Genomic DNA, 26,157 nt, shown 5'->3' with positions numbered 1-26,157 from the left:
ATTTCCCCCTAATACTATTTCGCCATTTTCTTACTTTTCTCGATGTTCTGTAAGTGCTCTTTATATGTTTTAGCAAACAGGTGCTCCTGAGAACCATCCTTCTTGGTCACATAGAACAAATAGTCCGATTCTTCTGGCTTTAGTGCAGCTTCTATCGAAGCTAAACTTGGACTTGAGATCGGTCCCGGAGGCAGTCCCTTATTACGATAAGTGTTATAAGGACTATCTACTTCCAAATCCTTATACAGCAGACGTTCCTTTGGCTTATCTAAGAGATACTGCACCGTTGCATCAATTTCAAGCTTCATGTCCTGTTCAAGACGGTTGTATATAACTCCCGCCACCAGTGCTCGTTCTTTCTCAGCAACAACCTCACGCTCTACCAATGAAGCCACAGTAAGCAACTCATGAAGTGTCAGTCCACGCTCTTTAAGGAGGTTTTCCCAGTCTGGTATTTCACTCAGCCTCTTCTCCATTTGACCTAGCATCAACTGAATAATATCCTCTTCTGTACTGTCTTTAGGCAGTTCGTACGTTGCAGGGAATAAATAACCCTCTAGTTGATGTCTCAGTGGCTTATCTTTCGGAATCTCATTGACAATGGAGACATTCCAGCCTGTCGTTTGATCAGCTAGCTTCACAAATTCTTTCGCATCTAGACCACTTTCCTTGGCAATAACCTCTGATATCTGCAGGACCGTGTATCCTTCCGGAATGGTAAAACGCATCATTTCCTCTGGTTTAACATCCCCATTGTTTAGCTTCGCAATTAATTGATCGTAGGTAGCACCTGGTTTTGCCTCGTAGGTACCAGCCATAAATCGACTGCCCTCACCCTTGACCTTCAAATATCCTTTAAACAACAAGGCATTCTTGATAAGCCCCTTCTCTTCAAGAAGATCGGCAATTTCGACAGTTCTCATACCAGATTCAATCGTAAACTCGACAGGCGTATCGGAGCTTGCGACTGGTTTCATGCCATTCCAAGCGTAAAACATTACTCCGCCAGCAATGAGGATCAATACCAACACCGCTATGGCCAGTTTCTTCACGCATTCATCTCCTCACAACCAAAAAGGACGGACTGCTCCGCCCTTTCAGCATTCATTTGAAATTTCAATCTCTTACAAAAGAACTTAATATTCGTCTTCCTCAGGAAATGTAAGCTCGTCGTATAACTCGGATACATTCTCCCATTCCTCATCGTCGTCAATGGTCGCTAGCTCCAGACTGCCGTCATCTGCTGTCACAATACGAAGTACTTCATACTCCTCATTCTGACGATCGGGCTGTACTAAGATCGCATAGCCTTGACCATTCACTTCGAATTCTGCAGCGATATCGTACACCATTGTGGTTCCCTTCTCATCCTGAAGTTCAACACTCTCGCCGAAAGCTTCTTTCAGCACCTGGGTCCATACCACTTGCTCAGCAGAAAAATCAGTCATTGCCATTACTCCCGTCAAGCTCCTCTACGAGTGTGTTGAAAGTTTCTTCAACAATACTCCATTCTTCGTCATCCTCAATCATGTATAGCTTCAGGTCATCTCCATCTTCTTCAAAACGGAATGCGTAGACCTCATCTGTTTCTTCATCTGCAGAATCCGCAGGCACGACCATCATGTATTTAGCATCAGAGCCGTCAACCTCGAATTTCATGATGACTTCAAATTCCTCTTCGTTGCCTTCATCGTCGGGAATATAAATAATTTCCGGTTCTTCTTCCATACCAATATGTTCATTTGCCATCTGTTATCACCCTCACCTTTACCTTTTAGAATCCAAGTAGTTTTGCAAAATCAAGCTTGCAGCCATTTTATCTACGACCTGCTTGCGCTTCTTTCGGCTGACATCGGCCTCCACCAGCGTCCGTTCAGCGGATACGGTTGAAAGCCGTTCATCCCAAAGGTGAACGGGTAAGCACAGGGACTCTCGCAGTATTCCTGCGAATTCCATGCAGATTTCCCCCCGGGGACCGATCGTGCCGTTCATGTTTTTGGGCAGACCGACCACTATTTCACTGACCTCATGCTCTTTCACTAGAGCAGCGATCCGCTCGAATTCAATGCCCTCCCGGCGACGTTCAATGACTTCCAGCCCTTGAGCTGTCCATCCGAATACATCGCTAAGAGCGACACCAATTCTACGATCCCCGTAATCTAATCCCATGATCTTCATCCTTGCACTCCTAACGGTGACTGGCTAGGTAGAACCGGACCAGTTCTTCAATCAATTCATCTCGTTCTTTCTTCCTGATCAAACTTCTGGCATTGTCGTGCCGAGGTATATAAGCCGGATCCCCGGACAACAGATAACCGACAATTTGATTGATTGGATTATACTCTTTCTCAACCAATGAGTCGTATACCGATAGCATTATGTCCCGGGCGGAAGCCTCCTTCTCATCACCTTTTACATTGAACTTTACAGTCTTATCCATGGAGTCCATGTGTGACACCTCGCTTCTTCGAAGAACATGTTTAATAGCATGCTTCGTCGAATAAATATTTACCAGCTTGATCTATCTCTATCATAACATAATCCTTAACCTGTAAGGAAATTTGATGTGAAATATTTATAAGTAAATACCCTAAACTTATACGTTTTGTGAAACGAGCTCCTCAGCACGTTTTAGAGCCTCCTTGATTTTGGAAGCATCCTTACCACCAGCCTGAGCCATATCTGGACGGCCACCACCGCCACCACCACATACAGCCGCAACTTCTTTAACCAATTTACCTGCATGAACGCCTTGTTTCACAAGTTCTTGTGGCACAGCAACAACAAAGTTTACTTTGTCTCCAGACACGGCACCAAGTACGATGACAGCCTCAGGAAGCTTTCCTTTCAACTCATCTGCAACCGTACGGAGAGCATCCATACTTCCAGCCTGCACTTCTGCAGCCAAGAGCTTCGTATTACCAGCCATAACGACCTGATCTGTTAGTTGACCAGCTTCAATTGCACTCAATTTGCCTTGTAGAGATTCATTAACACGGCCCAGATCCTTAACCTGTTGAGCCAGCGCCTCAATGCGCTTAGGAACGTCATTCAGATTGCTCTTAAGCAGTCCTGCAGATTGTCTTAACAGATCCAGCTGACCTTCCATAAATTCATAGGCAAAACGACCCGTTACCGCTTCAATACGACGAACACCGGAACCAATTCCACTCTCGCCAAGTAGCTTGAAAATACCGATCTGTGAGGTATTATCCACGTGGCAGCCACCGCAGAGCTCAAGGCTGTAATCGCCAACTTGAACAACGCGTACAACGTCTCCGTATTTCTCACCAAACAAAGCCATTGCACCCATCGCTTTCGCTTCATCGATCGATTTGTTCTCGATCACAACAGATGTCCCTTTCCAAATCTGCTCGTTTACACGCTGCTCAATCTGAGATAGTTCCTCTGGTGAGATACTTCCGAAATGAGAAAAGTCAAAACGTAAACGTTGTGGTTCAACAAGGGATCCCGCCTGGTTAACATGATCTCCAAGCACTTCTTTCAATGCTTTATGAAGAAGGTGTGTAGCCGTATGGTTCTTAATAATATCTAGACGCTTCTCACGGTCAACTTCTGCTCTTACAATATCATTCACTTTCAGTTCGCCAGACTCCACCGTTACAAGATGAACATGTTGTCCATGTGGTGCTTTGAACAATCCTTCAACTCTAGCACGCAGAGCGTCACTCTCAAGAACACCCTGATCACTTACCTGTCCACCACTCTCTGCATAGAAAGGTGTGGTGTCCAAAATAACCTGACAAGTTTGTCCCTCGCCAGCATGGTCAACGAATTCTCCATCCACAACAATCGAGAGAATTTTGGATTGTTGAACGATGTCATTATATCCAACAAATTCACTTTTAACCGTGTAATCGGACAGTACACCACCCTGAACCTTCATACTTTCAGTATCTTGGCGAGCTGCACGAGCGCGTTCACGCTGTTCTTTCATCGCTGCATCAAAACCTTCACGGTCAACCGAAAGACCATGTTCTGAAGCATAATCCTCAGTTAAATCGAATGGGAACCCGTAAGTATCATACAATTTAAATGCGTCACTACCGCTAATTTCGGTGTTACCTTGTTCTTTAGCCTGAGCGCTAATATCTGCAAGAATATTCAGACCATCGGAAAGCGTCTTATGGAACTGCTCTTCCTCAGTAGCGATGACTTTCTCAATAAATTCGCGTTTCTCTAATACTTCCGGATAGTACACGCCCATGATATCGCCAACGGTTTTGGTTAGAGTATACATAAACGGCTTATCAAGCCCAAGCACTTTACCATAACGAACAGCACGGCGAAGCAGACGACGAATAACATAACCACGGCCTTCATTGGAAGGAAGTACTCCATCTCCAACAGCAAAAGCAACGGTACGAATATGGTCAGCGATAACTTTCAATGCTACGTCGTACTCAGGCTTCTCATTGTATTTCACATTAGCAAGGGCAGCTGTTTCCTGAATAAGAGGCTGGAACAAGTCTGTGTCGAAGTTGGAATCCACATTCTGCAAAATCGATGCAAAACGCTCAAGCCCTGCTCCTGTATCAATGTTCTTATTAGGAAGCGGTGTATAACTGCCATCTTTATTGTGGTTAAATTGCGAGAATACAAGATTCCACACTTCGAGATAACGCTCATTCTCGCCACCTGGATACAGTTCTGGGTCAGATGGATCGTTACCATATGCTTCGCCACGGTCATAGAAGATTTCCGTACAAGGTCCGCAAGGGCCTTCACCAATATCCCAAAAGTTATCTTCGAGCTTAATAATGCGGCTTTCTGGCAACCCAATTTTCTCATTCCAAAGCTTAAATGCTTCTTCATCTTCAGGATATACCGTTACGGAGAGACGTTCTGGATCAAATCCGATCCATTTCTTGTCTGTCAGGAACTCCCATGCCCATGTAATAACCTCTTCTTTGAAGTAATCTCCAATTGAGAAATTACCGAGCATCTCGAAAAATGTATGGTGACGACGTGTCTTACCGACATTTTCGATATCATTCGTACGAATGCACTTCTGTGAATTCGCGATACGCGGATTGTCAGGCATTACACGACCATCAAAATAAGCTTTCAGTGGTGCCATACCTGCATTGATCCACAAGAGTGACGGGTCATTATGAGGGACAAGCGAAGCACTAGGTTCAATCTTGTGACCTTTCTCTGCAAAAAACTCCAACCATTTAGAGCGGATTTCACTAGCTTTCATGATTATAACCTCCAATTCAGTATCGTTCGGTCTTATTAAAATGAAGTCCGAACACAAAAAAGCCCCTGAATATATCAGGGACGAATCTCTCGCGGTACCACCCTGGTTATCGCCCATAATGTGGTCAGAAACATTGACTCATCTGGCGATCGCCTTGTAACGGTTATATAACGGGTACCACCCGGTGAGTTTGGCTCACACTCGGAAATCAGCATTTTCAGCACGTGACGCTTTCAGGTTCTCACAGCCATCCAGGAGACTTTACCGGAAGGAACCTGTTCTCTGAGAAAGGTGCACTAGCCTACTTTATTTCCTCATCGATTTCAATTCTTATGGACTTTAATATTTTCAAGTATATCGATGCCTAAACTATCTGTCAATGCATGTCAGCATCCTATAAATCAGCCGCTTTTTCTTCTCACATAATAAGCGAAAAAATGCTGCAAAAGAACTTTGATTACGGCAAAAACAGGAACCGCCAAGATCAGTCCAACTGTACCCGCCAGCTGTCCTCCCACTAGCAAGGCAAATATGATCAGTAATGGATGCAGGTGCAGCTTCCTTCCCACCACTTGAGGGGAAATGACGTTGCTCTCCAGCAGCTGGCAGATTAAATTAACCAGACCTACGAAGAGCACCATTTTCCAAGAGATTGTTGAAGCCATCAGAAGCGCAGGCGCAGCTCCTAGAAACGGACCGAGATAAGGCACAATATTAAACACAGCAACAACACTCGCAAACAGAAGCGCATAAGGCATGCCAATGAGTATATATCCGATATAAGCGAACACGCCGATGATGAGGCACACGAGAAATTGTCCCCGCACATAATTGCCAAGCGCAGTATCAATCTCCTTAAGCAAAGTGACGATTGATTTTCGTCGACTACGAGGCAGATATGACACTGCTGTCCGCTGAAACACCTCAAAATCTTTTAATATGTAGAAGATCAGAAAAGGAACAATAAACACATTAAATAGCATATTAATTGTCGTTCCGATATTGTCCATGAACCCAGATATTCCGTTAGCCAGTCGAGTTTCCAGGTGAAAGAGCCAGCTATTCATCCCCGTCCGCACACCAGGCGGCAGTAATTTACTATCTAGGTTCGTCATTAGACTTTGAGCATGCATCGTAAATTCAGGAAGATGTTCATTAAGTTCCTCAAGCTGCCGAATCAGCATTGGAATCATATTAATCAGTATTACCGCAAGACAAGTTAAGAAGACAGCGTATATAAGCAGTACTGCAATGCTTCTTGGAACCTTGCGGTCTGAGAGCATGCATACGATGGGGTTGAGCACATAAGATATGATCATGGCTACTAGGAATGGGGCCAAAACCGCCTTTAAGAAGCGATAAACATCAAGAAATAAAGGCCGCAAAAGCCACACAAAATAGAGGGCAATAAGTCCGAGCAGCAGCCAGATCAGGAAGCGGAACCACTTATTCGCAGTCATCTGTTCCACAGGGTAATCTCTCCTTTCGGACTGGCTTACCCTATAAGTATATGTACGAGCCCACTAAATTAATCTTACATTTCAACATAGCGTCATTTTTACATAATCCCTCCGTGTAAAAAGACCCTCGCTTGAGTCTAATTAGAATCAAGTGAGGGCCTCTTCATAATGCATATCTATGTATGCAAAAATTAAGTTGATGCGTGTAAATGTGGAAAGTCTTGCTGAAATTCTTCACCGAAGAACAAATCATCAAGCGAGCTAAGTGTACCGTCTTCCTCAACCTGGTAGACAGACATCTTCTCACCATTGACCGTTAGTTCAATAAAGCATCCCCAGCAGTAAAATTGATGGGAACCGATCTTTCCAATATCTTTGGAACTACAATTTGGACATTTCATATTCTATTTTCACCCTATCCGTTCACAGAATTAATGGCTTTTTCTAGACGCTGTTCGCTCATCGGAGGTACCATAACAGCATTTTCTCCGATCACCATTTCCGTTGTACAAGGTAGCCATTTGCGACCTTCTATTAAATCAGAAACAAAACCGTCGGAAATTTCTAATCCTAGTATTGTATTGCCCTGTTCTTGTTCAAAATAAACATCGGAAATGCGTCCGAGCAAAATACCGTCTTCCGTAAGTACTTGCATTTCTTTCAATTTCCGTCGACCCAAAAGGTACGTAAGTGGTATATCATCAGGGTCCGTCTTCTGAACAACCTCTAAACTTCGGATCATTACCGCATCTTCACCATAGGCGGCTATATCCTCCCATGCGACGGTTTTCACATGAGAGGAAAAAAGAGCCTTCCCTTCGATTTCAAGTCCGGTAATTGACCAATTATCTAGTATAAAATCGTGGATCTTGCCAACTTCTTTGCCATTCTCCACGTCGAATACAGCCAGTCCAATCATTTCTTGAAGTTTCATGTTGCATGGACACCTCCCCATCCTTAATGATTTGGAAGCCCGACTCGGTACAAGCACTACGTGCTTAATGTCCGTTTATCGTCTTCACAAGGATGAAATGGAAGAAATCATACCCCCTAATCCATATCAAGAGAAATCCCTTAACTTTTATTTACGCAAGCGATTTAGGATGGTTCCAATTTTTCGGGCAGTATACTCCATTTCCTGTCTAGTATTACCCAAACCAAAACTAAAACGAATCGCAGACCGTAAAAGTTTTTCGGAAAGGCTCATTGCCTGAAGTACATGGGAAATTTCGAGTGATCCTGAGGTACAAGCAGAGCCGCTCGCTGCAGCAATTCCTTCCATATCGAGGTTCATTAACATGGTTTCCGTACTTACACCCGGAAAGCTAATATTAATAATATGGGGCATGTAAAACTCGGGGTGTCCATTCACGACAAAAGCCTCGTCTCCAATTTCATGAGTCAGACTTTCAATAAATGATTCTCTAAGCATCATATAATGCGCTCTTCGATGATCCAGACCTTGAACGGCCAACTCTAATGCTTTGGCGAAGCCTACGATACCCGCTATATTTTCAGTTCCAGCGCGTCGTTTCTTCTCCTGTAACCCTCCGAACAATCTAGGAGACAATACATGTCCTCGTTTCACCACGAGCGCACCAATGCCTTGTGGCCCATTGATCTTATGAGCCGAGAAGCTCCATAGATCCACCGGAAAGTCCCTGCAGACGATGTGCTCAGTGCCTAACGCCTGTACCGCATCCGTGTGAAACACTATATTTTTGCTGTGTGCCAGCTCACCAATTGTTCGGATATCTTGAACGGTACCTACTTCGTTATTACCGAACATAATTGTGATCAGAACCGTATTCTCTTTAATCGCATTCGCAATCTCTTCCACAGAGACACGACCTTCATCATCAACGGGTAGAAAAGTGACTTCACAGCCTCGCTTCTCAAGCTCCTCACAAGTGTGAAGCACCGCATGATGTTCGATTGCAGAAGTTATAACATGTTTACCCTGCAGACCCACAGCTTCCATCGTGCCTAGAATAGCCAGATTATCACTTTCTGTTCCTCCAGCGGTGAACACTAGCTCGTCGGGCATACAACCCAAAAGGGTCGCCATCTTATCCCGCGACCCACTAACCAATCTCTTAGCTTCTCTTCCGTAAGCATGCACACTTGAAGCATTGCCATACTGACTTGTCATCACTCGCATCATCTCTTCCGCTACTTCCGGATGTACCGGTGTTGAAGCGGCGTGGTCTAAATATACAGATCTCATCATCAATCACCTATATATAGAACATATAATTGTCCACTGCGGACTGTTCATGGAAATTAATCAGATTGTCGAGCGTAGTCGAATCCAGTACCTCAGCGATACTATCACGGATACGGAGCCATAAATCGCGTTTAGCAGGGTCGTCCTCTTCTGTGAAGTCAACAGGAGAGATCGGGCCTTCCAGCACTCGAATCACATCTCCTGCAGTAATACTCACTGGCTCTCGGGATAGAATGTAACCACCATATGCGCCACGAATACTCTTCACAAGACCTGCATTTCGAAGAGGAGCAATCAATTGCTCTAGGTAGTGCTCAGACAACTGATTCTTCTCAGCAATACTCTTCAGTGAAGTTGGCCCTTCACCAAAACGGGAGGCAAGCTCCATCATAATAGTCAATCCATATCTTCCTTTAGTTGATATCTTCAAAGGGTGACACCTCTCTCGAAATTTTATATATAATATTTCTCATCTGTTTTGTTGGTTTGAGGCGGAAATAAGGGTTATATGTCCGGTACATCAGGGAAAAGTAGCATAATCTCCCTATTCCGATCATTCCCCTCTGTATATGGTACCATAACCAAAGCCCCTATGGGTAATAATACACACCTATTTTTGAAAAATGTTCACCTGGAGTGGACACACGAAGAACGTGTGAAGTAGGTCAGGTTGTGATAAAATACGTCCATGGGCATAAATCAATACGAAAATGGTGATGACGATGTCAAAAGATAAACAAAACACCCGTATCGTTGTCGGCATGTCGGGAGGAGTCGATTCCTCCGTAACAGCACTGCTGCTTAAGCAGCAAGGATATGAAGTGATCGGGATCTTTATGAAGAACTGGGACGACACCGATGAACTTGGTTACTGCACGGCCGAAGCGGACGCTGAAGATGTCCGTCGTGTATGTGAGCAGCTCGATATTCCCTACTATACCGTCAATTTTGAAAAGGAATACTTTGATAAAGTATTTTCCTATTTTCTTGATGAATATAAGGCCGGAAGAACACCAAATCCAGATGTTATGTGCAACCGGGAAATTAAATTCGGTGAATTCTTAAACAAAGCGCTGGATCTTGGAGCAGATTATGTTGCAACAGGACACTATGCTCGCGTTGTCGAAAAAGATGGAAAACTACAGCTTCTTCGTGGCGTGGACAACAATAAGGATCAGACCTATTTCCTGAACGCTCTGAATCAAGATCAGTTGTCTAAGGCTATGTTTCCCATCGGACATCTTCCTAAGCCAGAAGTTCGCCGTCTAGCTGAAGAAGCAGGTCTTTATACAGCCAAGAAAAAAGACAGCACTGGTGTATGCTTCATCGGTGAACGAAACTTTAAAGAATTCCTCGGCCATTATCTTCCCGCTCAAGGAGGAGAGATGGTTGATGTTGTTACAGGCGAAGTTAAAGGTCGTCACGATGGTTTAATGTATTATACCCTGGGACAACGCCAAGGACTCGGCATCGGTGGATCAGGATCTGGTGAGCCTTGGTTTGTCGCTGACAAGGATTTGGATAAGAATGTGCTCTATGTAGTCCAAGGAGATCATCCTAGCTTGTATTCCACTGGCTTGATCGCCTCCGGCATCAATTGGATTGCAGGTGAGGAAGCTATGCCCAAAGATTCCTTTACCTGCTCCGCAAAATTCCGCTATCGTCAGCCAGATCAACAAGTGACGATAACGCCAAGAGAAGACGGTACTGTTCATGTTGCGTTTGACAAGCCTCAAAAAGCCATTACACCTGGACAAGCCGTTGTGTTCTACCAAGGCGAAGAGTGTCTAGGCGGCGGGACCATAGAATACGCTGAGAAAGTACCGTATTAAGCAAAAATTACGGTTTACCGAAGAACCAAAAAGGCATGTCCCTGTAAGATTCATGTGAACCTGAGGGACATGCCTTTTTTGGTTATCGATCTAAGATAAATTCATTTCGACTACTTGCCCTTTATCTACACTTCGCGAGACATCGACTAATCGCTGATTCCGACTTCCTCGGAAAGGTAGGGACGTATCTTTCTCTCGTTCATTAAACTTGCCGTCAACGATGACATCACACATTAAAGCTAAGTTTTTAAGCTTCGGCTGCTTCATTACAGCTTCAAATGTAAAGCCAGTATAAGCCCATATATCTTTATCCGGACAACATTCCTTAAATTCCGATAAAAAGTCCACACATTCTTCTGCAGAGAAGAAAGGATCACCGCCACATAGTGTAATTCCGTCAAGTAGGGGATTAGCGGCAATCTCCTTCAAAATCCGTGACTTCAACTCTGCAGTAAAAGGCTCACCCGCTTCAAAATCCCAAGATTCTTGATTGAAGCACCCAGGGCATGCATGACGACAGCCACTAATAAATAGAACAGCACGCACGCCCTTGCCTTCATTTATACTTTCCGGAATATAGCCACAGATGTTCATTGGTGCTTAACCCGATCTTCAACCTCAGCTTGCTTAGCTGAATTGAAACGTTCCGTATAGTTGCCCGTTAAGTATCCCGTTACCCTGCGTAGACGGTGGAACAGCACCTTATCCTCCCCCACACCACATTCCGGACATGTGGATCCGATAATCCCCTCATAATCACAGACAGGACAACGGTCCAGTGGGTGATTGACCGAGAAGTAACCGATATCTTGCTTAAGTGCGAACTGTACAATGCTTTTGAAAGCCGCTGTATTTTGCCGGGCATTTCCATCCAGTTCCACATATGATATAGCACCTGCATTACATAGCTTGTGAAATGGTGCTTCCCACTCGATCTTTTGAAAAGCCGCTACAGGATAATATACCGGGATATGGAATGAATTTGTATAATATTCCCGGTCGGTTACACCAGGAATCTTGCCATAAGTGCTTCGGTCCATCTTTGTGAATTTTCCGGATAAGCCCTCTGCCGGGGTAGCGAACAGCGTGATGTTCAGATTGTATTTCTCACTCATTTCATCACAATAAGCACGCATACACTTGATCACATCAAGCCCGAGCTCTCTTACCTTCTCATCTTCTCCGTGATGATGTCCTGTCAAAGCTTTCAAGCTTTCAGCAAGTCCGATAAAGCCGAGTGCAAGTGAACCATGTTTCAAGAGATCCTCCACCTTATCATCGGGAGCCAATTTCTCGCCACCTTCCCACACCCCTTCACGCATCATAAAGTCAGAAGCTTTTGCAGGCTGCTTGGCTTGAATCTTATAGCGGTGAATTAATCCTTCAACAGCAATTCCCATATAGTGCTCTAGGCTGTGAAAAAATCCATCCAGATCCGCTTCCTCACGTTTACCTAAGGCTATGCCATGATCAATTCCTAGACGTACCAAGTTAATCGTATTAAAGGATAGATTCCCTTTTCCACTGAGACGATTCCTACCAAACCGATCAGAGATTGTACGTGTCCGGCAGCCCATCGTTGCAATGATGGTATCCGGGTCCTCCGGACGGTAATATGGCAGATTGAAAGTCGCATCCACATTGACAAAGTTCGGGTATAAACGACGACTGGAGCATTCTATTGCTTTTAAAAACAGATCATAATTGGGGTCCCCTTCTGACTGGTTAATGCCTTGCTTGCACTGGAATATATGTTGTGGAAAAATCGGAGTTTCCCCGCGACCAAGTCCCTTCATCGTCGCTTCAAGGAGCGCATGCGACACCAGCCGTCCTTCCGTAGAAGTGCACATTCCATAATTTAATGAAGTGAAAGGAATCTGGCCACCAGCCCGGCTGCTCATCGTATTCAGATTATGAATGAGAGATTCCGCCGCTTGCTTCGTTTCGTTCACAGTCTCCTCGTAGGCGAATGAATAAGTACGCGGGAATTGTTTTTGCAGTGAAATATTATCCATAATGAGTTCTTCATCCAAGAGATCAGACCCTGAATTCAACTCTCCTTCACCGAGATAGTTCAGCCCTTTCCGAAAATGCTTACGAAAGGACTTCCCTACATACGGCGCCAAATCCCAATCGATCTTATTGCCCGACACTCCGCCAAATTGGCTGTTCTGCTGGGACTGAAATATGATTGCAACAAGAGCCATAGCGGTCATAATACTTTGTGGTGAACGCACTGATCCATTTCCAGTATTAAATCCATTTGCGAGCAATCGATCAAACGGAATAAAGATACAGTTCGTTGTTCCTAAAGCATATTGATCCAGGTCATGGACGTACACATATCCGTTTTTTAACGCTTCGTTTAGCTCGGGTGGTAACATGAACGAACTTGCCATCCACTTAGCATATTCCGAACCGATCCGACTCATTTTCCCACTAAAAGATTCCCCGTTCAGATTCGCATTTTCCCGGAGCAAATCCATGTCCTTCACACCGATAACATCATTACTAATCTTGTACAGCTCTCCACGCTTCATACGTTCCAGATCGCGTGCTTCACGGTATTCCTTATACGTTTTAGCTGTACTTTCGTGTCCGATCTTCTTCAAGTACTGAATAACAAGATCTTGTATGTCTTCAACCGATATTTGATTCATGCTGCTTATCTCGTCTTCAACCATCTTACCAATCCGAGATGAGGCATCCTCTTTAGTTATTCCTTCTGCGGCCTCAAATGCTTTGTCTACCGCTCTCATAATTCGTTTAACATCAAAGTCAACCTGTGTTCCATCTCTTTTAATAACTTTCATGATTATTCTCTCCTCCTACTACTAAAGCACAAATAAAAAGAAGCATGCTGCCGCTTAGGTTTACGGTAGACATGCTTCATCCAAGAATCCGGTATATAAATCAAGACAGACCAAGATACCTATTCCTACCTGATACACCCTCCTATCAACCGTAGGCAATACAGTGTTGTCATAATGGCAGGTATCTGGCTTCAGTACATTTGGAAAGAGATGTTCAGGCTCGTACTATTCTTTCGCGAGTACCTGTTACAGTGGCGGGACCGCTCCGGATTCTCACCGGATTCCCTTTTAAGATCGGAACGTATCCGATCACCATTAATCACTATATGTAGTTGTCATATCAAAAGATATAACAATATATAGGTGATTAACTGTAACAATAATCACAGTGCCTAGTTAACTTCTGTCGGCATAGGCGTTGGCGTAGGCTTTGCATAGCCTGTCTTGTACTTCTCATCAATAGCATTCCGGATTTCAGTTAGGCTTTTTCCTTCACTCTTCATTTTGGCAGATTCAACAGCGATCTCAAGACATACGCCGCAACGAGTACCATGATCATCCCACACAATGCTGCCATCTTCTTTAACCTCATCAATAAAGCAATTCAAGTTGCTATCATGCCCAGCGCTTTCTCCACATCCGCAATAACATGGAATCCATGGGAGCACATCTTTCACCTGAGCAGCGAGCGCATAAATTGTCCGGAGTTCGTCACTTTTTCCATTCAAAAAAGTTGGCAGATCTTTAGCAGATGCCGTCATCTCCTGAATATCTCCATTGGCAAGAGTCGTCTGTCCCCCATGCTCATGAGTAGCTTCTGTCCCTGTTTTGGAATTTGCCTCGCCTTTACTTTCCGTTTTACCAGCACCACATCCACTCAGAAGTAGACCAGCAGATAGCATCAGAATCCCAAACTTTTGTTTACGCAAGTTCTTCATCCTCCCCCAAATGAAATAATAAAACAAATAATTTCGTAGAATACTCTCATGCTTTATGTTGTTATCGCAAGTCCCGCCCATGCTCCTGCAAGTCCAAGAATTAACGATATAGAAACATATAATAGGGCTTCTGTGTAACGTTTGTTTCCTGCCAAGGAGACTGCCTCATACCCAAATGTTGAAAAGGTAGTGAAGGCACCGCAGAACCCTATTCCTAAAATGCTATACATCACTTCAGGAATCCGCTCAGCAGAGCCGGCGAGTATCCCAAGAATGAAAGAACCTACCACGTTTACAAACAGGGTGGCCCATGGAAAAGAACCTCCCGCTCTTTTTCCAATCCAGCTGCCAACGCTATAACGAGCAATTGCCCCAAAAACACCGCCTAACCCGATCCATAAGATCATGTCGTCTCACCTTCTCGTGCTGATCCCATCGTTCGTCCCAACCAAACACCAATCAAAGACATGAGTAGTCCACCGATGACACTAAGCATCACATAGAGCACTGCTACGAGCATATGGCCCTGACTAGACAACCTTACAGTATCCACCGTAAAGGTAGAAAACGTTGTGAAAGCTCCTGTAAATCCCGTGCCTATTAGCAACCGAATCTCAGCAGAAATCCGGGTGGAACGTAAGCCATAGGTTAAGAACCAACCCAGAAACAAACACCCCATCAGATTAATAAGTAGGATAGCAGCCGGAAATCCGCTGGCTGGCAGTGGAACTATTTCACTCAGACCATAACGGCATAATGTCCCGGCAAATCCTCCCGCACCTACGAAAAGTAAGTTTTTGTTCATACGAAAATCCCTTCCAATACGATTACATGAATCCTCTGTTAATCATCCTTACGCAAACGCTGATTGTGCGAAATCTTAGCCTCGTTGCCCTGCTCGGTCGCTTGGTAAAATACACGACGTGTCAGCTCCTTAGGCAAATAATCCTGCTTCACATAATGCCCAGGGAAATCATGAGGATACTTGTATCCTGCATGTCCGAGCTTTGCGGCTCCTTGATAATGGGTATCCCGCAAGTGAAGCGGTACCTCTGCTGATTTAAGATCTTCAATAGCAGATGTGGCGCGCGAGATAGCCGTATATACCGCATTTGATTTCGGGCTCTCTACTGCAAAAAGAATCGCCTGTGCAATGTTCAACTTCGCTTCAGGCCAGCCGTTATGACGGTAAGCATCTAATGCACTGACAGCTTGTACCATCGCCTGTGGATTGGCTAGACCGATATCCTCACTACTGGCAGCAATCAAACGGCGAATAAACACCATCGGGTCCATGCCCAGCTTCTCTACTGCATACAAAAACCAGAAAAGTGCGGCATCACTAGAACCACGTATACTTTTATGAAAAGCAGATAATACGTCATACTGCGTTGACTCATCGGCTCGAACTGTTGGACGCCGAATGGATTCCTCGGCAACTTCGAGCGTAATATGGACCGTTCCTTCCTTAGTAGGAGGTGTTGTCATTGCTGCCAATTCGAGTGCATTTAAAGATCTCCTGATATCACCATTCGCCATCGAAGCAATGTGCTCAAGTGCATTCTCGTCAACCTGTAGCTGCATAAAACCAAGCCCTTTATCCTTGTCCTGAAGCGCACGCCTCATAGCAATAAGGGAGTGTTCTCTTGTTAGCGGCTCCAGCTGGAACAAAGTTGAGCGGCTCATGAGAGCCCCGTTCACATAATGAAACGGATTCTCGGTTGTGGCACCGATAAAAATGATAGTCCCTTTCTCAACTGCAGGTAGCAACGCATCTTGGCGGGAACTGTTGAACCGATGTACCTCATCTAGAAACAGAATGGTTTTGGTACCATACAAGGACTTGTTGCTCTGAGCTTGTTCAATGACCTCACGTACCTCTTTCACTGTTGCCTCTACCGCATTAAGTCGAACAAACTCGCCTTGCGTATGCTTCGAAATGATGTGAGCTAGCGTTGTCTTACCACAGCCCGGCGGACCATAAAGTAAAATGGATGATACCTGATCCGCTTCTATTGCGCGCCGAAGCAGTTTACCTGGTCCTACTATATGTTCTTGTCCAATATATTCATCGAGGTTTGAGGGACGCATCCGATCAGCCAGCAGCCGGGAATCGCGATCCTCTTCACGACCGAGAGAGAATAAATCCATCATTACACATCCTTGCCTATAATCATCATTGAAAACTATGATCTTGATTCTGTTACTTATCATATCACAATCTGGTAATCACATCGCCACTGTAAGCAAAGCCTAAATTCTAATAAATCCCAAACTTTTCTGGATGATCACTCGTTTAGGAACAAACTTACCTGCACAAATCTAGCCTATAATGTACCCAAATATATGACAAAAGAGGGAATAGAGAAATGAAAAGACGATCACTGAGGATCATCGTCCTCATTGCACTAATCATACTCATTGCTGTTACACTTTACCGATTTATAGATGATTTAGGCCAGTCTTATCAACAATTGGGTCTAGCTCAATACAAAGAACCGGTGGTTGTCTAAACCACCGGCCCTCATAAAGCAGCTATAATCAAGTTCTAGTTCTTTAGCTGCTCACTCAATTGATTTTTTCAACTTAAATGCCTTCTGGCCATCCCTGTGCTGCAATTTCTGGCTGTTCAGGGACAATATAAGATGGAAGCTGTTCTCCATGCAGTAACCACAGTTCATGAAGTGCACGCGTACATCCAACATACATAATCTTGGCATCCCAAGCCTTTTCTGCATAGTGCTCACGGTCTGCATCCGCTACAATTACAGCATCAAACTCAAGTCCTTTGGACAGATATACGGGTAGCACAGACAGGCCGCCCTGATATGTCTGCTTGCTTCCATCAATCAGATGAAGGTCTGGCCACTCCTCAGACAATATACGATGCAGCTCCTCCGCTTCACGAAGTGTACGAGTCAAGATTGAAATCGTCCGATAATTACCCTTCGCAATCAGATGACGCAATGCCAGCCTAAGATCCTGTACCCGACTATCTACCCCTGTATAAGGGATTAGACGGACTGCGTCTCCACTACGAAATACAGGTACAGCGAGGAGGTCACTGCCAACTCCTCTTTCAAGTATTCCATTTGCAAACTCGATAATTTCCATTGTTGAACGGTAACTTCGTGTCAGTGCGAAATATGCTCTGTGCTCTTCATCAAACAGTGAGCTCATCTCTTCCCAAGCATGAACCCCTCGGTACGCATGAATCCCTTGAGATAAGTCTCCTAAAATCGTAAAAGAATGTCCTCTTACGAACTTATCAAGGAGCGCCACCTGGAATGGAGAGAAATCCTGCGCCTCATCAATAACGATATGGTCAAACCGCTGCTCACCTGTAATTTCATTCATTAAGCAGTGAAAATACAGCAGGGGTGTAAGATCCTCTTCCCTGACAATGTTATTCTTCAGATCTTTACGTGTCAGCTTCAACACTTCTGTAGGAATCTCGGATTCAAGCTCCTGAGGCCATAGTCCAGTCGTTTTCGAAGCACCAAACAGCTGCTTATATAACACCAATGGCTCAAATTTCGGCCATTTTCCTGCATAAGATTTCTCACGCTGAGAAGCTTTTTTCTTTCGCTCTTTAAGCAGATGTGAAGGTGTTTTCTTCAGTTCCATTTCCACCCACCGATGCAGTCTGGCGAGCACACGCTCTTTCCGTTTGGCTAGCGGATATGGTTTATATTCTTCGTTGAACCATTCTTCAATCGTTTCACGCTTGAGAACAGCGCCATCCCATGGGGAGAAATCTCCTTCGGGTAAAGCATTTGATTCAATCGATTCAACACAGCGCTGAATCAATGTCATCAATCTTAATGATCCCTTGTAACGTCCACGTACATCATCATTGATATCCGGAGTTCCCTGTCCAGTGGGTGTCTCGAACCAGTAAGACAAGGTTTCAGACGTGTCACTGTTCGTCATACTAATATCCAGCAACTCAGATGCCCAATCACCAAACGTGCGCTGCTGAATATCTCCAACACCAAGTTCAGGAAGCACATCCGATATGTAATCCAGGAACATATGGTTCGGCGCGAAAATGATCATTTTTTCCGCAGATACCTGCTCTTTGTATTGATACAATAGATAAGCGAGTCGATGCAGTGCTACAGTTGTCTTTCCGCTTCCCGCAACCCCCTGGATGATCAAGGCTGTATTCTTAGCCGCACGGATTATCTTATCCTGCTCTGCTTGAATCGTTGATACGATATCCCGAAGCCTATTATCCTTGTTCTCCCCAAGTCGGTATACCAGAAACTCATCCGATACAGCAAGTCCTCCACCTTCACGGTTATATGTGTCGGATACGCGCTCTAAGATCTGCTTACGGATGACCACATTTCGTTTTAAATACACTAAACCTTCTATTATTCCATCCGGGGACTCATAAGAGGCAGGATCATCGCCTCCGGTAAAAGAATAGAACAGACTGGCCACGGGTGCACGCCAATCGATTATCATCGGATACTCACTATGTTCTTCCCGATCAAACCCAACCTTACCGATATAGAGTGGAGTTTGCTCTGGCTTACCGTTCTCTTGAAAATCCAATCGTCCAAAATAAGGCTCTGAATGACCCTTTCTCAAAGCTTGACGTCTTTCTTCACGACCTGCTTCGAGCAATTGCTCTGAAAAGTCATGCCCTGTATAGACTGGGATATCCTGCAGTCGCTTAAGCTGCTTATTAATCTCTGTAATCGCTTCTTCTAATCTCTGTTTCTCTTCTTGATAGGCACTTTGAAAAGAGTCCGTCAAATTCAGTTACCTCCTAAGAATTATTTTTTCTATTTTGTGGATTGACACAAAAAAGGATACCAATTGTAACACACCTCGCCGCAATATACTACTGACACTCCTAATCGGGATCATTCCTGAACCAGCGTCATCTGTTTCTAGTGTATCCCCCTTGGGGGACAGAAAGACGCAGGTCCGTCTACCACGAACGCTGCGTCTTTACATGGAAACCTCAGAACTCAGAGCAATGGCGTTGTACATCTTCTGCTCTAATTTCTTAAATCGTTTATATTATAGACCATCTGCTAAGATGAAAGCCCCGCTCTTTCGAGTAATTCTTTCACTGTAACACTAACCATAATCAATCCTGCTACCGGCGGCACAAACGCATTACTTGCTGGCGGTTGTTTAGCCTTTCGAATTTCAGGTGCATTCTCAGGAACGATCTTGTCGGTAACATCCTGACGGGGTTTCATCGGTTCTTCTGTTGAGAATACAACCTTAACCCCTTTCTTGATGCCTTCCTTACGAAGTTTCGTACGGACAACTCGTGCAATAGGATCCATCGAGGTCTTCGATATATCTGCGACTTGGAACTTGGTAGGGTCCATCTTATTCGCAGCACCCATGCTTGAGATCATCGGAATACCACGTTTCAGACATTCCTTAATGAGATGCACCTTATAGATGATGGTGTCTGAAGCATCAAGTACGTAATCCAGATCGTATTTGAACAATTCTTCATACGTCTCATCCGTATAGAACATGTTAAGGGCGATTGCCTCACACTCCGGATTGATCAGCTTCACACGCTCAACCATCAGATCTGCCTTTTTCTGACCCACTGTTGTTGTCAATGCATGAATCTGGCGATTAATGTTCGTAATATCTACAACATCTTTGTCGATTAGGATAATGCGGCCAACCCCAGTACGGGCAAGAGCCTCCACCGCCATCGATCCAACTCCGCCAATGCCAAGTACGGCCACCGTGCTGTTCTTCATAACCTCGAGCCCCTCAGGCCCGATCGCTAGTTCCGTACGAGAAAATTGATGCAGCATTTTAAATACCTCCTAACAGGCAAGAAACGGCTGAATTACAGCCGTTTCCCCCAAGTATTGATCTGATATTTATGACTTCTTTTCTTCAACTGGTTTTTTCGCTACCTTGATATGAAGCTGTTCGAGCTGTCCTCCGTCTACCATAGAAGGAGAATCCATCAGAAGGTCTGTAGCACTTGCCGTTTTCGGGAATGCAATCGTCTCACGTAAGTTTGTGCGTCCTGCAAGAAGCATAATGAGACGGTCAAGTCCGAATGCAATACCACCATGTGGTGGTGTACCGTATTCAAATGCGTCCAGCAAGTAACCGAATTTCTCGTTAGCTGTCTCAGGGGATAGGCCGAGTGCTGCGAACATTTTTTCTTGAATGTCACGCTTATAAATACGCATGGAGCCGCCGCCCACTTCATAACCATTCAATACAATATCATAAGCTTGTGCACGCACCGCAAGTGGATCTGTATCGAGCAATTCCAGATCTTCGTCATTTGGACGAGTGAACGGATGGTGCTCTGCCACATAGCGCTTCTGCTCTTCATCATAACTTAAGAGTGGGAAGTCTAGTACCCAAGCGAATTTGAATTCATTATCATCAATCAGACCGAGCTGACGACCGATTTTAAGACGGAGTGCACCAAGCACATCAGCAACAACTTTTTTGTTATCTGCAGAGAATAACAGCAAGTCTCCCTCTTCTGCTCCTGTACGCTCTTTAATCGCTTCAATCTCCTGCTCCGTAAAGAATTTAACGATAGGTCCTTTGAATTCTCCTTCTTTTACTTGAATCCAAGCAAGACCTTTCGCTCCATAACGAGCAGCATATGGTCCGAGATCGTCAATCTCTTTACGTGTCCATGTACCGCAGCCTTTAGCGTTAAGACACTTCACTTCGCCACCTTTTTCGATAACGGAAGCAAATACTTTTACACCACTTGTAGCAACGATGTCATTCATTTCGATCAATTCAAGACCAAAACGAAGGTCTGGCTTATCGGAACCGTATTTACCCATAGCGTCAGCATAACTAATACGCTGGAATGGTGTTGCCAATTCAACACCAATGGTTTCTTTGAACAGTCGAACCATCAGCTTCTCCATCATGTCCAGAAGATCATCGCGATCCATGAAGGATGTCTCAATGTCGACCTGTGTGAATTCCGGCTGACGGTCAGCACGAAGGTCTTCGTCACGGAAACAACGAGCAATTTGGTAATAACGTTCAATTCCGCTTACCATCAATAGCTGTTTATACAGCTGTGGCGATTGTGGCAGTGCGAAGAATTCACCTGCATGAACCCGGCTTGGTACCAGATAATCACGTGCACCTTCTGGAGAGCTCTTCGTCAGAATTGGTGTTTCAACATCCACAAAACCTTCTCCATCAAGGAAGTCACGGAACACTTTAGATGCTTTAGAACGAAGCATTAGTGTCTTCTGCATTTCTGGACGGCGCAAGTCGAGGTAACGGTACTTCAAACGAAGCTGCTCGTCCACTTCTACCCCATCTTCAATGAAGAATGGAGGTGTTTTAGCCGCATTCAATACTTCGATTTCAGTCACTTGAACTTCGATTTCGCCTGTAGGAAGGTTAGGGTTTACCGTTTCAGCCGCACGCTTGACCACTTTACCAGATACAGCAATTACATACTCCGTACGTACTTTATCAGCTGTATTCAATGCGTCGCCAGAAAAATCCGGGTTGAATACGACTTGCATAATTCCACTACGGTCACGAAGATCGATGAAGAGTACGCCTCCCAAGTCACGACGAGTCTGTACCCAGCCGTTTAACGTTACGGTTTCTCCAATGTTGGCGGTCGTTAATTGACCGCAATGATGCGTCCTTTTCATGATTCCATCATACCCCTTTATTTATAATTAAGCCGATACGGCAGGCTAACCAATTTCCTTATGCAATTCTTCCAACTTAACCGTGCGCTGCTCTCCAGTTTCCATCGATTTTAGCGCAATTTCTCCACGGGCAAGCTCATCGTCGCCAAGAATCGCTGTATATCGAGCTTGAAGACGGTCAGCAGATTTCATTTGGGCTTTCATCTTACGTCCGAGATAGTCACGCTCTGCTGAGAGACCAGCATTACGTAAGCTGTACGTCAGCTTCGTGACTTCTTCTTCCGCGGCTTCACCGAGAGCCACAAGATACACATCGAGTGGTTTGATAGCGTTCAGCTCAATATTCTGGTGCTCCAGAATCAACATGATCCGCTCGAGTCCAATACCAAAACCAATGCCCGGTTGATCTGGTCCACCGAATTGTCCAACCAAACCGTTAAAGCGGCCGCCACCACCTACGGTGTCAATCGCCCCAATGCCTTGAGCTTTAAATTCAAAAGCGGTGTGGGTGTAATAGTCAAGTCCACGAACTAAACGCGGATTGATTTCATAGTCCACTCCCATGGCGTCAAGGTATCCCTTCACCTTTTCAAAATGAGTGCTGCACTCTTCATCCAGACTATCGAGAATCGATGGTGCTCCATCGAACTTGTCCTGATCCTTCTTGCAATCCAGTACTCGAAGTGGATTACGCTCCATACGGGACTGACAATCTGAGCACAGATTCTCTCTCATCGGTGTCAGGAAAGATAAGAGTCGATCTCGGTAAGCTGCTCTAACTTCAGGAGTACCTACCGAATTGATTTCTACCTTCACGCCTTGAAGACCCAGTTCTTTCGTAAAGGAATATCCAAGTGCGATTACCTCCGCATCAATTGCTGGATCAGCAGCTCCGAACACTTCAACCCCAAACTGGTGAAATTGACGATATCGACCTGCCTGCGGACGCTCATATCGGAACATCGGAGCGATGTAATACAGCTTGGTAACGTCAGGCTCACCATACAGTTTATTTTGAACATAGGCGCGAACGACGCCTGCTGTTCCTTCAGGACGAAGCGTCATACTGCGGTCGCCCTTGTCCAAAAAGGTGTACATTTCCTTTTCAACGATATCCGTTGTTTCACCCACACCGCGCTCAAACAACGAAGTCTGCTCGAACATTGGTGTGCGGATTTCACGGTAGTTGTAGCGACGACATAAATCACGTGCCTTCTCTTCAACAAATTGCCATTTCTCGACTGTACCCGGCAAAAAATCCTGTGTGCCTGTCGGTTTCTCAAACTTGATATTCGCCATTCGTTCTTCCCTCCATTAATCCTACCAATGAGCTTCAATTAAAAACTGACTTATATATTTCTATCTAGAAATACTAAAAAATCTCTCGTCCCTGTGTTGTACATTCAACAACAACAGGGACGAGAGATTGTTATCAACAGAAATCTCCCGTGGTGCCACCCACATTCCGGATTCATCCATATTTGATCAACAAAGATCATAAATTCTAAGGATTAGGCCGCTTCAAACCGGATAACGCTCGGTAAGCGCAGAATCGGCTACTACATATATCTACCCGTAATACGGGTATGTTTCGCCGTCTGTTCTCGGGGAGGTCATTCGTCCACTCATCAAGGGAATCCTTACAGCCAAAGGGGTTCCTCTCTGGATCTTGTGGGGATGGAGTACTTAGTCCCGTCATCAAATCAGTATCGATATTTATATTTTACCCAAAACATTATATTTTTAGATTGTAATGAACCGCCGTACTAAAGTCAAGAAACTTCCACAATTTCTTACTATGAAAAAAAAGAAAGACCTACAAACCGATGTTGTAGGTCCAAAACATTATATAAAAAAGGGGGTCATGCTGTTATTATAAACAGCTAATATTAAGAGAACATGATACTAATATTACAGTTATATTACAAGTCTGAAAGCGGTATCTTTAGCGAAGCCAAAAGCCCCTGGCAAGACCCCAAATAGAGGCAACCAGAGGCTTTCAAAGTGTCTATGTTGTTCAGCAATTATTCAAATCGCTCAATAAACGCCTGATTTTTCCGAAGAACCTGAACCACTTCGTCATAATCAGCATCATTTACTTTAGCTGACAAAACATACTTCAGATCGTCATAATCCGAATCCGTTAATTCTGTATTATCCACCCAATTATCGTGCTCTGGAGCAGGAAGATCCTCAGAGCGCTCCGTACCCGGTAGCGCATTTGTCCCGACAATCGCGCCTGGAGATACAGGTGCACCACCCACTGGACCCGAGCCAGGAGCCGTACCGCCTACTCCTGAAACATTCCAGGGTACAAGCGGCACAATAATATTCGCAGACTTGCCAATGGCATCTTGAAGCTGTCCAACTTCCAATTGATCGACTTTATACGTCTGAAGCGTTGTTCTAGCTCCTTCCGCTTCACTTTCTGTCCTAAAGTATGCTTGAATTTGTTTAGACATGTCCATTCCTCCTTTTTTTCAAAACCATGTTGAAAAACGGGTATTGCATGAACAAGATCATAGCCTGGTCAGTGATTCGTCACAGTACTTTCAGTAATTCACGTACGAACGCAGGCTCATCCTTCGGTGTACGTGAAGTGATAAAGTTGCGGTCAACGATGACTTCCTCATCTTTGAATGATGCACCCGCATTGACCATATCATCTTGAAGTGGTGGATACGATGTAATCGTGCGCCCCTTCAACAGATCGGCACTCGCCAAAATTTGCGGACCGTGACAGATCGAAGCAATCGGTTTGCTTGCCTTATCAGCCTCACGTACAAACTTCAAAATATGGGAATCCAGTCGTAAATTCTCCGGAGAGGATCCACCTGGAATGACCACCGCATCATAGTCTTGAATACTTACATCAGCAATGGCTTTATCCGTTGTGTAAGTTACTTTACCTTGTTTACCTTTTACCTCTTGGCCTTGTTTCAGTCCGATGATATCTGCCTGATGTCCGGCTTTCTTCACTTCTTCATAAGGAACCTGCATTTCGGAATCTTCAAATTGATCAGCTAGTAAAAAAGCTACTCTACTCATGATGTTAAGTCCCCTTTCGCTATCGTCCTTGCCATCTTATTACCCTGTTGTGATTTTTTTATAACAGAAATTCATATAAATAAATCTGATTCAACCTAATAGCAATAAAAAAAGCTGCCGTGTAGGCAGCTTGATGAATAACAATAAAACCCAGTTCTACCTTCTCGGCAGAAGAATCCGATCACTTGCTCTGACTTCCATTTTCCAAAACGGATCAACGGGTACGATTACAGATTGGTTCAGACCCTCTGTTTCTCTAACTCCACTCGATTCAAGAATAGAGACTGCACGATGCAGAGCCGATTTAGGGGATTGTCTCATAAGTTAATAAATCTCCTTTACACTGTGATTCAAACATTCACCTCTGTTTCACAGCATGTCCAGTTATCATTAACCTATGCGAACTTTAATCTATATCCCCTAAGGATTACGACTATCGATAATAATTGTCACAGGGCCAGAATTGGTTAAAGAAACATCCATCATCGCCCCGAATACTCCTGTCTCCACCTGCAAACCTTTGCTAGCCAGCTCGGTATTGAAACATTCATACAGCTTCTCAGCTTGCTCTGGTCTAGCTGCCGCCATAAAGTTAGGACGTTTCCCCTTACGACAATCACCGTATAGTGTGAACTGGGATACGGATAGAATCGCTCCACCCACATCTAGCACACTAAAGTTCATTTTTTCATCATCATCTTCAAAAATCCGCAATCCCGCGACTTTATCAGCTAAATATTTCGCGTCTTTCTCCTCATCTTCATGGGTTACACCTACCAAGACCATAAGCCCTTCCCCAATGGTTCCTACAACCTCTTCGTTAACAGTCACTTGTGCATTCTTACATCTTTGAATGACGACCTTCATAGAAATCAGACCCCTTATCATAAAAATAGCGGGCCAACCTCCTTTATAAGGAAGCCAGACCGCGTAGTAATCATTGCACGGCGAATGAGC

At 44.6% G+C, this 26,157-nt stretch carries 27 protein-coding genes and 1 riboswitch; of the genes, 2 read left to right on the top strand and 25 right to left on the bottom strand.

The window, feature by feature from the left end:
- Positions 1-14 precede the first annotated feature (14 nt).
- From mltG to cymR, 11 genes are all read right to left on the bottom strand, one after another.
- Entirely contained in the window at positions 15-1,052 is a 1,038-nt protein-coding gene (mltG, locus tag ACK8P5_RS06930; RefSeq protein WP_422660224.1) for an endolytic transglycosylase MltG, read from the bottom strand.
- A gap of 84 nt (positions 1,053-1,136) precedes the next feature.
- Positions 1,137-1,448, bottom strand: a complete 312-nt coding sequence (locus tag ACK8P5_RS06925; RefSeq protein ID WP_422660223.1) for a DUF1292 domain-containing protein — start codon at positions 1,446-1,448, stop codon at positions 1,137-1,139.
- Positions 1,441-1,749 carry a DUF1292 domain-containing protein gene (locus ACK8P5_RS06920; protein WP_422660222.1) on the bottom strand — a complete coding sequence of 103 codons (309 nt, stop codon included), beginning with the start codon at positions 1,747-1,749 and terminating at the stop codon, positions 1,441-1,443. Before ACK8P5_RS06920 ends, ACK8P5_RS06925 begins: the two co-directional genes overlap by 8 nt.
- Before the next feature lie 18 nt (positions 1,750-1,767).
- Positions 1,768-2,178: a Holliday junction resolvase RuvX gene (gene ruvX / locus ACK8P5_RS06915; RefSeq protein WP_422660221.1), complete on the bottom strand. Its 411-nt coding sequence runs from the start codon at positions 2,176-2,178 to the stop codon at positions 1,768-1,770.
- 10 nt (positions 2,179-2,188) lie between these two features.
- The gene (locus ACK8P5_RS06910) at positions 2,189-2,449 is read right to left on the bottom strand and encodes an IreB family regulatory phosphoprotein (protein ID WP_422660220.1); all 261 of its coding nucleotides are present in this window, start codon (positions 2,447-2,449) and stop codon (positions 2,189-2,191) included.
- 147 nt (positions 2,450-2,596) lie between these two features.
- A complete protein-coding gene (gene alaS, locus ACK8P5_RS06905; RefSeq protein ID WP_422660219.1) occupies positions 2,597-5,224 on the bottom strand; it encodes an alanine--tRNA ligase in 2,628 nt (875 codons plus the stop codon).
- Between the two features lie 401 nt (positions 5,225-5,625).
- Complete coding sequence (locus tag ACK8P5_RS06900) at positions 5,626-6,684, bottom strand: AI-2E family transporter (protein WP_422661399.1); 1,059 nt, start codon at positions 6,682-6,684, stop codon at positions 5,626-5,628.
- 191 nt (positions 6,685-6,875) lie between these two features.
- Positions 6,876-7,085, bottom strand: coding sequence for a hypothetical protein (locus tag ACK8P5_RS06895; RefSeq protein WP_422660218.1), 210 nt, complete (start codon positions 7,083-7,085; stop codon positions 6,876-6,878).
- Between the two features lie 14 nt (positions 7,086-7,099).
- A complete protein-coding gene (locus ACK8P5_RS06890; protein WP_422660217.1) occupies positions 7,100-7,618 on the bottom strand; it encodes a PRC-barrel domain-containing protein in 519 nt (172 codons plus the stop codon).
- A gap of 147 nt (positions 7,619-7,765) precedes the next feature.
- On the bottom strand, positions 7,766-8,911 hold the full coding sequence (locus ACK8P5_RS06885) for a cysteine desulfurase family protein (protein ID WP_422660216.1): 1,146 nt from the start codon (positions 8,909-8,911) through the stop codon (positions 7,766-7,768).
- Positions 8,912-8,921: 10 nt separating this feature from the next.
- Positions 8,922-9,341 (bottom strand): cysteine metabolism transcriptional regulator CymR, encoded by a 420-nt coding sequence (gene cymR / locus ACK8P5_RS06880; protein WP_422660215.1) that lies wholly within the window; start codon positions 9,339-9,341, stop codon positions 8,922-8,924.
- 292 nt (positions 9,342-9,633) lie between these two features.
- On the opposite strand from cymR, the gene mnmA reads away from it, so the two are divergent.
- Positions 9,634-10,743: a tRNA 2-thiouridine(34) synthase MnmA gene (gene mnmA / locus ACK8P5_RS06875; protein WP_422661398.1), complete on the top strand. Its 1,110-nt coding sequence runs from the start codon at positions 9,634-9,636 to the stop codon at positions 10,741-10,743.
- 90 nt (positions 10,744-10,833) lie between these two features.
- On the opposite strand, the gene nrdG is transcribed toward mnmA, so the two are convergent.
- From nrdG to ACK8P5_RS06845, 6 genes are all read right to left on the bottom strand, one after another.
- Complete coding sequence (gene nrdG / locus ACK8P5_RS06870; protein WP_422660214.1) at positions 10,834-11,337, bottom strand: anaerobic ribonucleoside-triphosphate reductase activating protein; 504 nt, start codon at positions 11,335-11,337, stop codon at positions 10,834-10,836.
- On the bottom strand, positions 11,334-13,556 hold the full coding sequence (locus tag ACK8P5_RS06865) for an anaerobic ribonucleoside triphosphate reductase (protein WP_422660213.1): 2,223 nt from the start codon (positions 13,554-13,556) through the stop codon (positions 11,334-11,336). Before ACK8P5_RS06865 ends, nrdG begins: the two co-directional genes overlap by 4 nt.
- 159 nt (positions 13,557-13,715) lie before the next feature.
- A riboswitch (cobalamin riboswitch) is annotated at positions 13,716-13,889 on the bottom strand.
- A 59-nt stretch (positions 13,890-13,948) separates the two neighbouring features.
- Entirely contained in the window at positions 13,949-14,494 is a 546-nt protein-coding gene (locus ACK8P5_RS06860) for a PCYCGC motif-containing (lipo)protein (RefSeq protein WP_422660212.1), read from the bottom strand.
- 53 nt (positions 14,495-14,547) lie between these two features.
- Positions 14,548-14,901 (bottom strand): fluoride efflux transporter CrcB, encoded by a 354-nt coding sequence (gene crcB / locus ACK8P5_RS06855; RefSeq protein WP_422660211.1) that lies wholly within the window; start codon positions 14,899-14,901, stop codon positions 14,548-14,550.
- Positions 14,898-15,299, bottom strand: coding sequence for a fluoride efflux transporter CrcB (gene crcB / locus ACK8P5_RS06850; protein WP_422660210.1), 402 nt, complete (start codon positions 15,297-15,299; stop codon positions 14,898-14,900). The genes crcB (ACK8P5_RS06855) and crcB (ACK8P5_RS06850) overlap by 4 nt, the downstream gene beginning before the upstream one ends.
- 38 nt (positions 15,300-15,337) lie before the next feature.
- Positions 15,338-16,645, bottom strand: coding sequence for a replication-associated recombination protein A (locus tag ACK8P5_RS06845; RefSeq protein ID WP_422660209.1), 1,308 nt, complete (start codon positions 16,643-16,645; stop codon positions 15,338-15,340).
- Between the two features lie 218 nt (positions 16,646-16,863).
- Here ACK8P5_RS06845 and ACK8P5_RS06840 point away from each other — a divergent pair, with 218 nt between their 5' ends.
- Entirely contained in the window at positions 16,864-17,007 is a 144-nt protein-coding gene (locus ACK8P5_RS06840) for a hypothetical protein (RefSeq protein WP_422660208.1), read from the top strand.
- A gap of 73 nt (positions 17,008-17,080) precedes the next feature.
- Here the strand turns inward: ACK8P5_RS06840 and ACK8P5_RS06835 are convergent, their stop codons facing one another.
- The 8 genes from ACK8P5_RS06835 to dtd form a co-directional block, all read right to left on the bottom strand.
- The gene (locus tag ACK8P5_RS06835; RefSeq protein WP_422660207.1) at positions 17,081-19,261 is read right to left on the bottom strand and encodes a HelD family protein; all 2,181 of its coding nucleotides are present in this window, start codon (positions 19,259-19,261) and stop codon (positions 17,081-17,083) included.
- 284 nt (positions 19,262-19,545) lie between these two features.
- A complete protein-coding gene (locus ACK8P5_RS06830) occupies positions 19,546-20,301 on the bottom strand; it encodes a tRNA threonylcarbamoyladenosine dehydratase (protein WP_422660206.1) in 756 nt (251 codons plus the stop codon).
- A 69-nt stretch (positions 20,302-20,370) separates the two neighbouring features.
- Positions 20,371-22,152, bottom strand: a complete 1,782-nt coding sequence (gene aspS, locus ACK8P5_RS06825; RefSeq protein ID WP_422660205.1) for an aspartate--tRNA ligase — start codon at positions 22,150-22,152, stop codon at positions 20,371-20,373.
- Between the two features lie 45 nt (positions 22,153-22,197).
- Complete coding sequence (hisS, locus tag ACK8P5_RS06820; RefSeq protein WP_422661397.1) at positions 22,198-23,442, bottom strand: histidine--tRNA ligase; 1,245 nt, start codon at positions 23,440-23,442, stop codon at positions 22,198-22,200.
- A gap of 734 nt (positions 23,443-24,176) precedes the next feature.
- Positions 24,177-24,614, bottom strand: coding sequence for a hypothetical protein (locus ACK8P5_RS06815; protein WP_422660204.1), 438 nt, complete (start codon positions 24,612-24,614; stop codon positions 24,177-24,179).
- 79 nt (positions 24,615-24,693) lie between these two features.
- Complete coding sequence (locus ACK8P5_RS06810) at positions 24,694-25,200, bottom strand: type 1 glutamine amidotransferase domain-containing protein (protein WP_422660203.1); 507 nt, start codon at positions 25,198-25,200, stop codon at positions 24,694-24,696.
- Positions 25,201-25,356: 156 nt separating this feature from the next.
- On the bottom strand, positions 25,357-25,521 hold the full coding sequence (locus tag ACK8P5_RS06805; protein ID WP_422660202.1) for a hypothetical protein: 165 nt from the start codon (positions 25,519-25,521) through the stop codon (positions 25,357-25,359).
- Positions 25,522-25,620: 99 nt separating this feature from the next.
- Entirely contained in the window at positions 25,621-26,067 is a 447-nt protein-coding gene (gene dtd, locus ACK8P5_RS06800; RefSeq protein ID WP_422660201.1) for a D-aminoacyl-tRNA deacylase, read from the bottom strand.
- Between the last annotated feature and the right edge of the window lie 90 nt (positions 26,068-26,157).

The organism is Paenibacillus sp. EC2-1, from assembly GCF_049311625.1.
In the GTDB taxonomy this organism is placed as follows: Bacteria; Bacillota; Bacilli; order Paenibacillales; family Paenibacillaceae; genus Paenibacillus_AQ.
This window is presented reverse-complemented; position numbering and strand designations above follow the sequence as displayed.